Origin of the sequence: Rhodococcoides fascians NBRC 12155 = LMG 3623, assembly GCF_001894785.1 — a bacterium.
Classification (GTDB): domain Bacteria; phylum Actinomycetota; class Actinomycetes; order Mycobacteriales; family Mycobacteriaceae; genus Rhodococcoides; species Rhodococcoides fascians.
Window position 1 is genome coordinate 36,370 of sequence record NZ_BCWW01000019.1, and the last position, 14,880, is coordinate 51,249.

Annotated in this window: 11 protein-coding genes; 9 read left to right on the top strand and 2 right to left on the bottom strand. The window is 62.0% G+C overall.

The annotated features are described in order from the left end of the window. The first annotated feature begins 13 nt into the window (after positions 1-13). From RFA01S_RS25795 to RFA01S_RS25835, 9 genes are all read left to right on the top strand, one after another. Positions 14-325, top strand: coding sequence for an antibiotic biosynthesis monooxygenase (locus RFA01S_RS25795; protein ID WP_015586200.1), 312 nt, complete (start codon positions 14-16; stop codon positions 323-325). Then, complete coding sequence (locus RFA01S_RS25800) at positions 322-1,800, top strand: pyridoxal phosphate-dependent decarboxylase family protein (protein ID WP_015586199.1); 1,479 nt, start codon at positions 322-324, stop codon at positions 1,798-1,800. The genes RFA01S_RS25795 and RFA01S_RS25800 overlap by 4 nt, the downstream gene beginning before the upstream one ends. Next, the gene (locus tag RFA01S_RS25805; RefSeq protein ID WP_015586198.1) at positions 1,797-2,804 is read left to right on the top strand and encodes a cupin domain-containing protein; all 1,008 of its coding nucleotides are present in this window, start codon (positions 1,797-1,799) and stop codon (positions 2,802-2,804) included. Before RFA01S_RS25800 ends, RFA01S_RS25805 begins: the two co-directional genes overlap by 4 nt. Then, complete coding sequence (locus RFA01S_RS25810) at positions 2,801-3,535, top strand: type 1 glutamine amidotransferase domain-containing protein (RefSeq protein ID WP_015586197.1); 735 nt, start codon at positions 2,801-2,803, stop codon at positions 3,533-3,535. Before RFA01S_RS25805 ends, RFA01S_RS25810 begins: the two co-directional genes overlap by 4 nt. 752 nt (positions 3,536-4,287) lie before the next feature. Next, a complete protein-coding gene (locus RFA01S_RS25815; RefSeq protein WP_015586196.1) occupies positions 4,288-6,192 on the top strand; it encodes a hypothetical protein in 1,905 nt (634 codons plus the stop codon). A gap of 205 nt (positions 6,193-6,397) precedes the next feature. After that, on the top strand, positions 6,398-7,804 hold the full coding sequence (locus RFA01S_RS28690) for a site-specific integrase (RefSeq protein ID WP_072692249.1): 1,407 nt from the start codon (positions 6,398-6,400) through the stop codon (positions 7,802-7,804). Then, on the top strand, positions 7,797-9,716 hold the full coding sequence (locus tag RFA01S_RS25825; protein ID WP_015586194.1) for a hypothetical protein: 1,920 nt from the start codon (positions 7,797-7,799) through the stop codon (positions 9,714-9,716). Before RFA01S_RS28690 ends, RFA01S_RS25825 begins: the two co-directional genes overlap by 8 nt. Next, positions 9,713-11,794, top strand: coding sequence for a site-specific integrase (locus RFA01S_RS25830; RefSeq protein ID WP_139278551.1), 2,082 nt, complete (start codon positions 9,713-9,715; stop codon positions 11,792-11,794). The genes RFA01S_RS25825 and RFA01S_RS25830 overlap by 4 nt, the downstream gene beginning before the upstream one ends. Further along, positions 11,791-12,168 (top strand): hypothetical protein, encoded by a 378-nt coding sequence (locus RFA01S_RS25835; RefSeq protein ID WP_015586192.1) that lies wholly within the window; start codon positions 11,791-11,793, stop codon positions 12,166-12,168. The genes RFA01S_RS25830 and RFA01S_RS25835 overlap by 4 nt, the downstream gene beginning before the upstream one ends. 289 nt (positions 12,169-12,457) lie before the next feature. Here the strand turns inward: RFA01S_RS25835 and RFA01S_RS25840 are convergent, their stop codons facing one another. Continuing rightward, entirely contained in the window at positions 12,458-13,618 is a 1,161-nt protein-coding gene (locus tag RFA01S_RS25840; RefSeq protein WP_015586190.1) for a glycosyltransferase family 4 protein, read from the bottom strand. Continuing rightward, positions 13,615-14,817, bottom strand: coding sequence for a glycosyltransferase 87 family protein (locus RFA01S_RS25845; RefSeq protein WP_015586189.1), 1,203 nt, complete (start codon positions 14,815-14,817; stop codon positions 13,615-13,617). Before RFA01S_RS25845 ends, RFA01S_RS25840 begins: the two co-directional genes overlap by 4 nt. Positions 14,818-14,880 lie beyond the last annotated feature (63 nt).

Here is a 14,880-nt window from a genome sequence, read left to right on the forward strand (position 1 = left end):
GCTTCGCCCTCTCATGATCACCGTCATCGAAACCTGGCACCTGACCGCCGAAGCGGCCGAGAACGCCCTCTCGGTCCTGCAAGAAATGGACGAACTCCTCGACGACAACGCACACCACCACCCGGGGTGGGCGGGCCACGCGCGCTTCTTCCAGCACGCATCGGACCCCCAACGCGTAACGATGACCTACCCCTGGGAAAGCGCCGAGCACGCCACGCACCTCCTCGAATCGGAGACGCCACTACTCGAAGATTTCTACCGCCGGTACTGCGAACGCCCCCGCGAGGTCGTCTTCGCCCACGAGCTGCCGGTCGACGTCGAATGACCCCCGACCCAACAAAGCCGACTGGCGACTGGACTCCCGAGCAGCTCAAAGCCTTCGGCACCGACACCCTCGATCGAATATGTCGACACTTCGCCGCGCTCGACGACGTGCCCGTCACGACGCCGGCCGATGCGGCCGATGTCGCCGACGCGATCGACAGCGAGCTGCCGTCCGAGGCAACAGATTTCGCCGACATACTCGACGACACCTGGAACAACGTCGTTCCGCATTTGACGCACTGGAACCATCCACGATTCCACGCCTACTTCAGCAACAGTTCCTCCGGACCGGCCATCCTCGCCGAGATGACCGCTGCGGCATTGAACGTCAACGTCATGTTGTGGAAGAGCGCGCCCTCGGCTGCCGCCGTCGAAGACACCGTCACCAGATGGCTCGCCGAACTGCTCGACTACCCCGCCGCAGACGCACTGCTCGTCGACGGTGCATCACTGGGCACGTTCTACGCGTTGGCCACCGCCCGCCACCGGGCACAGCCCGAGGTTCGACATCACGGAACATCCGGCCAGAAACCCGGCCGGATCTACGCCTCCGACCAGGCCCACTCGTCGGTCGACAAAGCTGCGATCGCTCTCGGCATCGGGCTCGACAATGTCGTACGCCTACCCACCGACGCTAGCGGCCAACTCGATCCTGCTGCTCTGTCGACTCGCATTGGATCGGACGTCGCGGACGGTTACACACCGATCGCTGTTGTCGCCACCGTCGGTACGACCACTTCAGGTGCTCTCGACCCGGTCGAGGCGATTGCGGCCGTGTGCCGCGACCACCGAGTGTGGCTGCACGTCGACGCCGCGTACGGAGGCTTCTGGCGCATAGCCCCGGCCATCGCGCAGGTCCTTCCGTCACTCGCGGCCGCCGATTCTCTCGTCGCCAACCCACACAAAGTGCTCTTCACCCCTATGGAGTGCGGGGCACTGTTCTGCCGTCACCCCGGAGCACTCGAAGCCGCCTTCACACTGGTTCCCGAATACCTGCGTACCGACACCACCGGCGGTATCGACTACATGAATTACACCCTCAACCTTGGGCGACAATTCCGAGCTCTGAAACTGTGGTGGACCCTGCGCGCCTTCGGAATACGAGGCATCCGAACTCGACTCGAACACAGTCTCACCCTGGCGACGAGGCTGCGAGACGCCCTTGCCGCAGACCCGCGGTGGCATCTCGCGAACGATTCGCCGCTCCCCTTGCTCTGCCTCCGGATCTCCTCTGCCGACGGACAGGCGACGCGGAAGATCCTCGAGACCGTCAACAGCACCCACCGGACGCTGCTCTCCCACTCCGAGCTCGACGGCCACTACGTCATCCGAGTGTCCATCGGCAACATCCACACCACTGCCGACCACATCGACCAACTGGTTGCCGAACTTACCGAGGCAGCCGACGCCGTCGTCGGCACACCCCGACCACTCGCTTCAGTGACCGTCACCCAACAGGAGGTACCTGCATCGTGACCACCACCATTTCCACCGAGGCCATGCTGCACGAGAAGGCGGCAGCAATCTCCGCCATCGGGCGGTGGTCCGCGGCCAACGAGAACTTGCCGTGGGCCCCGGCCCCCGACTCCCATGCCGTGCACTGGAGTTATGCCGAGCTTCGACCGCTCGCGATCGCGGCCGCCGACATGGTCAAGGGCGACCGAGCAGCTCTACGGGTACTGACCCTCGCCAATCCGGGCCATGCCCGCGAGGCCGCCGTCGGATATCTCTATTCGGGGCTGCAGATCATCAACCGCGGTGAAGGTATGACCCCGCATCGGCACGCGCCGACGGCCCTGCGCTACATGCACGAGGGTGACGGGGCATGGACGGCCGTCGGTGGAACCAAGATGTATCTCGAGCCTCGCGACGTGGTGATCACCCCCGCCGGCGAATGGCATGAGCACGGCAACGACAGCCCCACCGACTCCCCCGCCATCTGGCAGGATTGCACCAACGACCCCCTCGTCGCCGCCCTCGCCGCGACACAGTTCGAGCTCCACACCGACAACACCCACCTCGAGCCCCACATTTTCGCGCAAGACAGACACCACCGAAACCTGAGCGAGCCGCTGCTCTACAAGTGGGACAACGTACTTCGCGCTCTCGGTGAGCAACAGCGGACCCACGAGGCCGACCCGCACCACGCATACCGACACACCCTGCACGCAGAAGGAACCCACGACCCTGTCACACCGGTCATCGATGCTGCATTCACACTCCTACCTGCAGGGATCCAAACACAACCGATGCGGCGTACCGCTTCCGCCGTCTTGATCGGGGCACAAGGGTTGTCCACCATCCACGTCGACGGAAAGCCGTTCCGGTGCAGCGAAGGAGACAGCCTCGCCGTTCCATCGTGGTCGACTGTCAGCTACGTCAACGACACCGACATTCCAGCCGTGCTGTTCGAGTTCAACGACGCGCCCGCGATGACCGCCCTCGGTCTCTACCGCGAAGAGAAAGACGCACAACGGTGACACCAACGTCGACCATCACGATCCTGCTGTCCGAAGCCCACATTCTGACGCTCAATGACGGCTCCACTCAACCATGCGGCTTCTGGGCCGAAGAGTTCATCACAGCCCATCGAATCTTCACGGCCGCAAACATACGGACGATCATCGCGACACCCGGCGGCGGCGCTGCGCACGTCGAGCCCGACAGCATGCACGCCCCTCACAGCCCAGACCCTGACGGGTACAGAACGTACCTATCCGGTCTGAGCGAAAATTTGCGCGCGCCGGCCGCGCTCGAAACGGTTGACCCCTCTACCGTCGACGGGATCTTTGTGCCCGGCGGCTACGGGCCAGTGGTGGACCTGCACAAGAACTCTCACGTTGGAGAGTTTCTCCGCGCGCTCCGACGGGAGGGGACCCCGATCGCGACGGTCTGCCATGGAACTGCGGCGTTGCTTGCCGACACAGCATCCGGAGCAACGTGGCCGTATGCAGCCCTGACGATGACGAGTTTCTCGGACCAAGAGGAAGCCGATGTAGGACTGCTCGGCACGCTCCCCTTCACCGTCGAGCAGGAAATCCAGCGCCGGGGCGGCACGTACACCGCAGGACACCCGTGGCAGCAGCACATCGAAATCACCGACACGCTCATCACCGGACAGAACCCCGCCTCCACCGAGGCGGTCGCAGAACAGCTGACCCAACGGATCGCAAACTACTCCAGTTCGACTACCCGTTCAGGAACTCGCTAGTTCACCGGCCGGTTGACCTCTCGGCTTTATCCCTGGATGGAACTGCTCGGAACGCTGTAACGTGCGTGGGATTTGGAATTTTAGAGGCCTATTCTGTCTGTCAGGATTGACGTCTTGGCCGAAGTCGCCACGACCAGCATTCTTAACCACTGACCGACCGAAACGAAAACACGACCATGAAAACCGACATTACAGATACAGAAAACCCGCCACCCTAGGTCGAGTGACGGGTCTTTCCATCGATTAAAGCGCCGCAATAATGCAAATCAACATTAATATCGAAGGGATCAATGTAGACGCTGCTACAACCAATCCCGTTGTTGCCTTAATTACTTCTGTCACGGCAACAATGATCGCCGCTAAGGTGTATAATTTATCTATCATGATTCAAATAGATCCTCCATTCAATAGATTTACCGATGCTTTTCCGGCATCCACCAATTATAGCAGGTAATTCACCTTTTCGCTTGAGCAACCCATTCCTCCAAACGATGAGAACGAACTCTGCGAAGAGTAGAAGGCAGATACTTTAAGTAGTCCTATTGTCGCATCAATTCTGCCGCGCCGCTGCCCGGCAGACCTTACGGAATTGACCGCTTCGATACCTGCGATAGCACTTCCCGGATCACCGGCCAAAACGATTCAAGACCTCGCCTCAATCACCCCGGAGGCGTCGTGCATGCTGGGACCACTCTACAGCTGGCTGACTGCATTCGGCGACCTAGCATTGCTCGACCTCGTAGGCTGCACGAATGGACAGAGCAAGCATTCCGTCGCCTGGCGATATGGACCATCTGAGCAGCGCAGAACGCAAAGCGAAGCGCAAAGATGACCGTGGACGGCGAGTCGGCACCAAAGTGCGCGATTACGAGCGCATGTGCGGATCTGGACCCGATCGATTGGCCGAGACTCTGATTGCGCGCCACAACGTCAGGATGAAGAACACGGAGAAGCTGCCGGATGGATTCCGATTCGAAGCAATCCTTTTTCTGGCACCGATAGCAATACTGGATATCGCGCATCGCAAGCTGAACCTCACTTTGGATCGCGCACCGTCAGCCTATTATGGCAAATGGCCTCACGACCTCGGTTGGGGAGTGGACAGCTGCGTCGCGGCCACCCGACTGCTTCTCGCAGGACAAGTGGTGGCCGCTGCCACGATCGCCCGACAACAACTCGAACGATGGACTGCGGTCATGGCACCTGTCGTCGGAGTCGAGCAACATCCGTCTGAAAAAGTGGAGGACTTCATCGCGCGTGCGTGGACCGCATACGCCGAGCGCATGCCAAATCCTGGCGCACCGCCGGAATCATCCAACATCGAGGGCGACGCAGACCCGACTACTGCGCAAGATATCGAGGGCGACGACAGCTCCGCAAGCACAGAGGAGCCAACCGCACCTCATAAGCACGTCGTCCTGGCGAACGGACGTGAAGTATGCCCAGCCGTCGTCTACGGCGTTCTCAGCGAAATAATGCATGCGCGACTCTTCGAGGAAGCCATGTGGTGGGAGTCGGCCGCGCTCCTGAGCAGATTCGATGTACCAAGTGTCGTATACGGCGCGGTGGACTGCATAGCGGACGCGTTGAGCTTGAGCCTTACCCAGATCCAGTACATGACGGCTGCTGGCCTGTATCGGCAGGGCGATCCCGAGGACGCCGTGACGTTGATAGCAAGTATCAACCTTGCCGTACGGCCGTCGGCTGACGTCGCGTGTGAAGAACCACCAGATGATGCCCTCCCTTATTCGGCATCGTTCGTACTGCCGAGATTGCCTACAGTCATGCCATTGTCGCCCGATGAAGGCCTCTTGCCGGTGTTTGTTCGCTACCTAGACGATCAACGATCCACGTACGAGTCGCTGGCCTGGAATCATCGGCCCGCAGGTCGCTTGTATCGGGACGACGAGCTTGCGACTTTAGCCTTCGGCGCTCATCGCCAGGCGAGTGCATCGTTTGCGCTACGAGCCCTCGCCGCCGAGCGAGACGAACTAGGCGACGATTTCAACATTGACTCGGTGGCCTCGCGCGGGACGAACTACATCGTGGTTGCCGAGTTGGCAGCTCTTGCTGCTCTGTGGACACGCAACGGTCCTCTGCTACCAGCAGCATCGACTCCACTGGCTCTGGTGTCGTCGACGTTGCGGTCCGCATACTGGCTGTGGTTGGAAGACGACGACCGGGCGATGGCCTCGCTTCGATGCACGCTCGAACAAATCGCTCGATCAAGAGTCCACCGGACGAAACCGGAGAAAGCGCAGCGCCTTGAAAAATCCGTACACAACAAGCCCCAGCGGTGGATAGAGACCGCCGGGTGGAGTCGACTGTCGGCTTGGAATCGAGTATTGGGCGCATACGCGCACGCCCACAAAAAGCCTAACTGGGAAGGCGCAAGAGAGCTCCTGAAGGACTTGCAGCTCGACGCTCACGAGCCGTACGCCTTGCAACGCGCGCGTGGTGACGCACTGAATGTGGTGACGACTCTGGTGGCGCACGAGTCAATCAGCATTCTGGCTCTATTCTCACAGAAGGTGGCGGCTACCGCCGCTGAACTGCTGGAAAACCACTCAGGCTTGGACATGACACGGGAATGGATGGATGCGTTGATGAGTAACGCACTTGCCCATCGGAAAACACCGATTACAGAACAAGACTGATCGGCCAGCCCGAACACCCCGCTCCGGTAGCTACTCGACGGGCTGGGCGGCGTCGGCGGGGCACCATTGGTGATCGAGGCGTTATGCGGTTCTGAACTTTGTCCGCAGGTATCGGTGATAGCTTGCGGCTGTGCATTCGGGGGGTTCCGGCGTATTGGGCTGGCGACTGTTTTTCACTCGTCAGCAGTTGCCTATACCTCGGTCAGTGAACGACCCGGGGGCTGAATCGGAGGATCTCGACAGATTGCCTCACACCGGCAAAACGCCGGATGGCACTCCGTACCTGATCGATCCGTCCGGACGATACGACGTACGCCTGAACGACTTTTTCACCACGGAGTTGATCAACGCACCGCCGACCACCCAGGCAGCGTATGCGTACGACCTGAAACGGTTCCTGAAATTCCTATGGGACAACCGATCCCAGAGATCATGGACTGATGCAACGCCAGGCGATCGTGATGCGTACAAGCATTGGCGATTGCTCGACCCGGCGGGCGCACGAGTAGAAGCTACGACGTGGGACCGTGAGGTAGCGACGGTGAACCAGTTCTATCGCTGGGCAGTCGTACGCGGGCACGCCGCATGTAACCCGTTCGTGCAGCGCCTATCTCGCAGCCGAGATCCACGGAGACCCCGCGGTCAAACACCGGCAGAGTCATCGCACAGGGGCCGAGTCAATGACGTCGCGTGGCTCCCACCGGCCACGTATCGGCGGTGGCGCGATATAGGTGTCCGAGGTTTCGACATGGCAGGGTTGCCGGATCCGGCGTTCCGCGGACGGTTTGCCTCACGGAACGGGGCTTATTGCGACCTGATGATTCGCACCGGTTTACGGTTGTCCGAGCAGACAAGCTTGAGTGTGTTCGAATTCCCTCACCCAGTAGCGGGCACGTTGAACGTTCGATCGTGGCTTCCGCGGAGTATCGCCAAGGGTGGATCGGCCCGCCACATCTACTTCCCGATGTCGACGTTGACCGAGGTATGGAACTACATCGCGATAGAGCGGGCGGAAGCCATCGAGATGGCCCAGGCGAACGGCGCGTACGAGCAGATTCGGAGTCCGCTGATCGTTGCCAATCGGCTTCGGCCGTTCGTTCGAATCGGCGGCGAACGGGTCGACGCTGCCAAGCTCACCCACGACGAGCGGCGCCGTACTTTCATCGAGTGCCGCGAGGGCTTGGAGCCAATTGCCCTGTGGATCAACGAGGACGGTCTTCCGAGCAAGCCGTCCGCGTGGCAGGAAGTGTTCAAGACAGCAAACCGCCGCTGTGTGCGCCGCGAGGTCCCGATCCGGTGTCATCCGCACATGCTTCGGCATTCGTTTGCCGTGATCACTCTCGAACAACTGTGGCGCGGGCATATCAAGGAGCTGACACCGATGTCGGGACCTCAGCGCGAGACGTACCAACGTGTGTTCGGCGACCCGCTGAACTGGATCCGCATTCGATTGGGGCATCGCTCGATCGAGACGACACAGATCTACCTGCACACCCTCTCGGAATTGGAGATGGAGACGCGCGTGGCGTTGGTCCCCGACGGGTGGGAGCCCACCGTTGTCGAGAAGCGAGTCGACCCCGACTTATCCTGCGCGGACAATTGCGTTGTCTGAGCCGATCAACGGCCAAGTGCGCCGTGCGGGACTGCATCACGTGGCACCGCATCCAGATGGCTACTACCAGCCCGATGTCACCGAGCAATCAGCAGGCGACCCGCCGGTTGTGCGGTTCTACGGCGAGGACAACAGGACAGCGCACTATTCGTTCGCGCGGTTGCCCTGCCCTGAGCTTCACGCCGATCTGGCTGTCGCATGGGCGGCTCGAATCGGGCCGGTGGGTCAGGTGCGCACCCGTTCGGGTGCCGACAACGGGTGGATCACTCTGCAGCGTTTCCTGAGGTTCCTCGGCGATCTCCCACAGCCGCCTGTCTGTTTGGACCGAGTGACGGTGGCGAATCTCGAGCACTATCGCGCACTGCAGCTCAAAAGAACCACTGCGACGCGCGTGACCCAACAGATGGCTGCAGTGAAACTGATACTTCGCCACCTGCCGGTCACCCGATTGCACTGGGAGGTCGCAGAATACGTAGCGCGACCGGGTGACTTCCATGAACCTCACCGACCCGGGGCCGGCGCGGCTCCCGGATACTCGGACCGCGAGTTCATGGCGATCATGGCAGCGGCACGTTCGGACGTCGCTGCCCTTCGCGGGCGGCTGCGGTCGTCGCGGCGATTGCTGTCCGTGTTCGAGCTGCAGCCGCACACGCTTTCAGCGGCAGAACGCGAGCGAGCCGCGCATCTGGCGGAGATGGCGAGCACCGGTGCCGTCACACCACCGCAACGCCCGAGCACTGTCTCCGGATCTGTCACCGACCTGGCCGGATGGCTGACGAAGGCCGGTCAACTATTTCTCACGACCCGCGACGTGCTGCCCCTGCTCGTGCTGGGCGTCGGACTCAGTGGCCGTAACAGCGAAACAATCAAGGAGCTTTCGCCCGAGCACCGCGTTCTGGAGGATCGCGCGGTAGCGGTCAACGTGATCAAGCGCCGGCGAGGAAAGGCTCGTACCTGCGAAACAGTGCACTGGGAGGGCGGCCCGAACGACTCCGGACTGCACACCCCCGGCGGCTTCTTCCTACTGCTCCACGAGTTGACCAGCAGTAGCAGAGCATTCAGCGGTAGCCGACGGGTGTGGTCCATTTGGACACGTGACAACATGCGAGGAACAGCGGACTTCATCCGGACGCGCTCGGCAGCCAACGGTCACATCGACCCTTTCGATCTGCAGGTTGGCCGATGGCTCGAGCATCGCAAGTGGGTTGCGCAGCATGGTCTGACAGCCGACGGCAATGGTCCGGGGGCGGAACCGTTGGTGTTGTCGATGAACCGTCTGAAAACCACGGTGGAAGTGCGTCGAACACGCGCTGTCGGAGGGCATCTCAGGTCTGCGTCGAGAACGAACACGCCGGATGTGTCATTTCTGCACTACCTGCGTAGCGATCCTAGGGTGCGTGACTGGGCCGATGAGGTACTCACCGAAGCACTCCACGAGGCAGAACACAATGCTCATGCCTTCCGTGGGAGAATTCTCGGACCCACTGGGGCGGCTGCATTCGTGTCGGATCCAACTGGCACCGCCGCCGGACTGGGTGTTTCGGTCGATCAGATCCGGCGCGCAGTCGACGGCGAACTGGACACCTTGGTGAGTTCGTGTCTGGACTTCGAGCACAGCCCATTCAGCGGCGGCGGAGTGTGTGGGGTGTCCTTCCTGACCTGCCTGCGCTGCCCGAACGCGTTGGTCACCGAACGCCACCTCCCCCACCTTTTCTCGTTGCTCGACTGGCTTCAACGTGATCTCGACCAACGCGACATCGACGATTGGTGTGGTCGGCACGGCGTCACTTGGCTGATCATCACCCGCCTGATACTTCCCAAATTTACTGATGCGCAACAGGAACAGGCCCGCGCCGCGAAACCTGACGACCTACCCGCCGACCTGCTCGACGGATTGAAGGAACTCGCATGAGCTTGCCAGCACCCCACCCCGGGCCAGCACGGATATCTGCCGAAACGCTGGTGCTCGGGGACCGAACTTTGCGACCGGGCGCGGTACTCGAAGACACGGCACGCTTTTCGGACACGGTGTGGAGGCTGGGACCCGCACAGCGACAACAACACCAGAAGCAGATATCCATCGACTTCACCAATGTTCCTAAGAGTTTTCGCGAGGTCGCGAAACAGGTTACTTACGCATTGCTCCGGGCGGATCGTCCTCGCGGGTGCGAACGCATCAAGGCGATCGACACGGTCGCAAACCTGTCCGGGCAAGTGGGTGCGGTCCTGCGCTGGGTCGACAACCGTGGCCTACGCTCGATCTCCGCGATCACGCGCGACGACCTACGGGCCTTCAAGCAGCATGTGCACGAGCTCCGCCTCACCGACGGAAGCAGAGCGCACCTTCCGCGGGCCTTTCAGCTGCTGTGGCTCTGCCGTGCACACCTCGATGATCCTTTGACCTTCGATCCGGCCGCCGCCCTCGATACACCCCGGTCCGGACACTCCCAGCACGGACACGAGAACGAGACCGCCCGCATACCCGAGCAGGTGCACGCACCGCTACTGGTCTGGGCCATGCGATGGGTCGACGATTTCGCACCCGATGTGCTCCGCGCCGGGGCAGAGTGGCACACGCTGCAAAGACCCCCGGCCGCGCCGGGACAAGATCGCCGAGGGCCGCAGACAGACACACGGGCCAACGTCGCGGCGATCTCCCGGGTAATAGCTCGCTATCGCGGTGAACGACGCGCGCTTCCGGCCTACCAAGGAACGGTGAATTTGAGTCACCTGCGCCGCGAAGCCAATCTCGGCCGCTCGGTCGTCGGCCCGACCCGGCCCGCCGGCGCGGTCATCATCGCTGCCGTCGCCGAGCTCGGGATCGACGACGACACCTACCTGCGGGCACCGATCGACGGACTGTTGGACGGACAACTCTGGCGGGGACGGATCCGATATGCGGAACTCGAAGAACTCACCAGGATGCTGTACATCGCCTGCTACATCGTGATCATCTACCTCTCCGGCATGCGGGACAGCGAGGTCAAACACCTACAGCGAGGATGCGTATCGGTATGGCGGGACGACACCGGAAAGGTCGCAAGGCACCGGATAACCGGAGTGGCGTTCAAAGGTGAACGACAGGCCACCGGGGTCGCCGCCACCTGGGTCGTTACCGCGCCTGCACAACGGGCAGTTGCAGTCCTGGAACGGTTGCAACCCACGACGGAGAAATACCTGTTTGCGCTGCCCCCGACCTCGAGAAGAAGCGGCAGCCCGCGGCCCAACCATGTGAAATCTACCGCTGCCACGAACCGCGACCTGGCCGACTTCGTAAGTTGGATCGACAAATTCAGCAGCAAACTCGGTCACCGCGATCGGATTCCCGAGGTCAATGGCGCGGCATGGAAGCTGAGCAGCCGACAGTTCCGGCGAACCCTGGCCTGGTACATCGCGAGACGCCCCGGCGGGAGCATCGCCGGGGCACTGCAATATCGCCACGTGCGCGTCCAGATGTTCGAGGGCTACGCCGGCACCTCCCAGTCGGGGTTCCGCGACGAAGCCGAAGACGACATCGCCCGCGGCGACAAGCTCGCCGACCTGATCACCAACCCGGATCTGCACCGTCTGACCGGACCCGCCGCCGCCGAGGCAGAACGACGGCTCGCTGAATTCGAGCGTCACGTTCGATTCGACGGCACGGTCATCAACGACCCCAAACGAATGCAACGCCACATGGCACGTCACGACCCCCACATCTACCCAGGCGAATTCGTGACCTGCGTCCACAACCCCGACCGCGCGCTCTGCCGACGAAGCGACGGACGAGACGGACCGTCACTGCCGGACTGCCAACCACTGCGCTGCCGCAACGCAGCACTGACCACCGGCAACCGCGAGCAGATGAAGGAAGCGCTGCAGTCCTACGACCGCGAACTCTCCGACACCGTCCGTCTGGGCCCCTATGTTCGTCACCGCCTCCAACTCAAACGATCCGAAATCGCAGAATTCCTCACCGACGAGCACAACGTTTCACTCACAGCACCGTGAAGAAACCACTCCCCGATGACGCCGCAGTCCAGGCCGCGATGGATGGCGTGCTTACCGAATGCGAAACATCGGGGCGTCGAGCAACCGTCACCTCGGTAGAGGACCGTCTCGGCATTACCCACGCGACGTTCTACCGGAACTATCCCGCCCTCATCACCTGGTTCCAGCAACAAAACAAGAGTCGGGCAGCGACACAGGTCAGCCGAAAAGACAGTGCAGCAGACGATCTCGCTCGACTGCGGCGCGATAACTCCGACCTGAAAAAGCTAGTGGCGATCTACGCGAACGCAATCCGTCAACTCACCCTCGACAACGCAGCGATGACAGCGGAGCTCGATAAGACGTCCGGCGTCACCACACTCAGACCTCGATGAAGCTGGCACCTTCTCCAGCCCAACTCCGATCCGCGTCGGCCGTAGCCGTGACCTCGCTGGTCAGGTTGACATATCGCGTGCCCAAACGCTTCCCGGGCGGATACGCAAGCCAGTGGCCAACGCGAATGGAGCGAAGCCTTGAGCCCAATGCGACAATCTCACCCCACCTCGAAGCTCCGGCGACTCCGGTGTTGCAGCTCTCGTGCCCGGACCGGCTCACACCCGCCCCGAGTTACCGCCACCGCTCTGAGCTGTAGGTCTAGATCGCAGGGTCAGGCGGTTTTGCGAATCACTGTTGTGGCGTACTCGACCGATCCTGGCCGTCTGCCAGGACGTTCGGGAACAGAGCAGTGAGAAGAGTTGAATACGCGGTATTCCAAGTCCATTGCGCCGCAACCCAACTGCGTCCGCGTTCACCCATCGCGCGGGCGCGGACCGGGTTGTCGAGGAGTTCGACGATGGCTTGGGTCAATTGCTCGACGTCTTTGACTACATAGCCAGTTCGGCCTGCCTGCACGGTTTCGGGGGCACCTCCGGAATCACCCGCGATGATCGGCAGTCCCATGGCGGAGGCCTCCAGGTATGCGATACCGAGTCCCTCCTCTTCGAGTCCCAGGCGACGCGTTCGGCACGGCATCGCGAAGATCGTGGCGCCGGCGAGGACTTGCGCAACGAGCTCGTGCGGAAGTCCCCCAACGAAGGTCACCGCGTTCTCCACGCCCTTTGTCCGGGCCAGACGCTGCAGACGTCGACGGTCAGGGCCGTCGCCGACGAGAAGCAACGTGGTGTCGGGATGTCGTTCCAGAACCGCAGGAAGCGCACGAATCAACGAGTCCTGGCCTTTCCGCGGGACGAGACGCGCGGTGCACACGATCACGCCGCTGTTGCCGTCCGGGGATGGATCGGGGCCCGCCACGGAGCCGCGCACGGGGTTGAATTGTTCGACGTCGACGCCCGGGCTCAAACGCACCAACGCTGTATCGGGCGTAACCGCTGGCAGGATTGCGCGGTAGGTATGGCCGGAGATGTACGTCAGCACGTCGACCCAACGGCCAATTGTGTGCAATCCCCACCGCGTCAAAGGAACCTTGGCCCACCATGTTTCATGCCCGTGAGTGGTGGCGACGACCCGCTTCACCCCGCAGGCCCGAAGCGCGGGAGCGATCAGGCCCAGGGGAGCTGCGGCAGCGATCCACGCGGTATCGCAGCCGTGTTCGAGCGCGATTCGACCTGCCCTGCGCATCACCCGTCCCGTCGGAAGCAGGGTTCGGCTGCGGTCCCGTATGACCAAGAATGGAAGCGAAGCGTCGTATGCGGCTGCTCCGCGTTCCGCCGAGGTGTAGACCACGATCGACTCGGACGGAAAGCGGTGAGCCATTTCCGATGCGAACGTTTCGATGCCGCCCTGCCTCGGCGGGAAGTCGTTGGTCACGATCAAGGTCCGGCTCATGCCGCGACCCGCTCGCTTTCACGATTGGGACTCGAGACGGCGGTGTCCGTTCCGGGAACCCTCGCAATCCACGCCATTCCCCAGAACATCAAAGGGTAGGCGAAGTACCCGAACCTGGCCGAAGGGGCAAGAAGGAACAGCACGGTGAGCCCGAGTGCAGCGATCGAGCAGGCCGCCGCGAACGTGCGCGGTGGTTTCACGCACAGTCTGATTCCGATGACGATGGCACCGACGAAAAGTGCGAGCAAAGAAACGATGTGGCCGTACTCGCCCGCTTCCGCCAACGCGCCGCCGATCACCGACGAGCCTGCCGGAGTCGGAACGTCTGCGCGACCGAGTGGGAACAACACCGTGTGCTCCACCAGTGCGCCGCCATCGAGGATCACTGGAGGAACGACTACCGCTCCCGCCAGAGCAACGGACACCGCACTGACCCGCACTGCTGACCATGTACCGGCGCGTTGACGATGTAGTACCAACGCGACGATGGCTACCGGCCATGCGGTCCACTTCAGTGCGCATGCGAACGCCAACACAGCAGCCGCGGCCCATCGGCGGTCTGCCGCCATCAGCGCCAAACCGAGCAGACAAGCACCGATGACCGGCAGATCCACCCCACCTGTGCACAGCGGAATCGCGATGAGAGGGGACGCTGTGAGAAGCCCGAGCTTCCCGAACGACTCCTGATCGATTCGTCCCCGGTCGGATCTCGTCAGCCGAACAACGATGAGCACACAGGCGGCGAAGAACACTCCGAACCAGACTCTGGGGTCCCCGAGCGGACCCTCCAGGACGACGCCAGGCAGCCCGAACAACGCCATCGCCGGAAGGTACGGGTTGTACTGAGTCAGCTCGTGAGGGTCATTGACATATGGACTGCCGGTGTCGAGCAAGTGGCGGGCCGAGTCGATGACTACTGCAACCTCGAGCTGCGCGAGTGCGCCCCCGATCAGCACGATCATCGGAACCAACACAGCGCCCAACACAGCGACACCAGCCGCTCGAGGTCGATTACGTGATCGCAACAGGACCGCACCCGCAGCGAGATAGCCAGTGACAGCGCACACTCCCCACACCCGATGCGTGGTCAATTCGGTGGTCATCACGTACACGGCCGTGTACGCGGCGAGTGCCACGTAGATCCCGACGAGTAGGCGGTCCCGACCGACAATGCTACGAGAATCCCTCTGTAAGAGCATGTTTCGACGCTACAAAGACAGTGGGACTATGTCGTCACGCATCGGAGCCAAACTCGGCATCCC

Bases quoted from the DNA above. Each gene is read 5' to 3' on its own strand.
- RFA01S_RS25795 (WP_015586200.1), top strand. From the start codon at position 14: ATGATCACCGTCATCGAAACCTGGCACCTGACCGCCGAAGCGGCCGAG.
- RFA01S_RS25800 (WP_015586199.1), top strand. From the start codon at position 322: ATGACCCCCGACCCAACAAAGCCGACTGGCGACTGGACTCCCGAGCAG.
- RFA01S_RS25815 (WP_015586196.1), top strand. From the start codon at position 4,288: ATGGACAGAGCAAGCATTCCGTCGCCTGGCGATATGGACCATCTGAGC.
- RFA01S_RS25830 (WP_139278551.1), top strand. From the start codon at position 9,713: ATGAGCTTGCCAGCACCCCACCCCGGGCCAGCACGGATATCTGCCGAA.
- RFA01S_RS25840 (WP_015586190.1), bottom strand. From the start codon at position 13,618: ATGAGCCGGACCTTGATCGTGACCAACGACTTCCCGCCGAGGCAGGGC.
- RFA01S_RS25845 (WP_015586189.1), bottom strand. From the start codon at position 14,817: ATGCTCTTACAGAGGGATTCTCGTAGCATTGTCGGTCGGGACCGCCTA.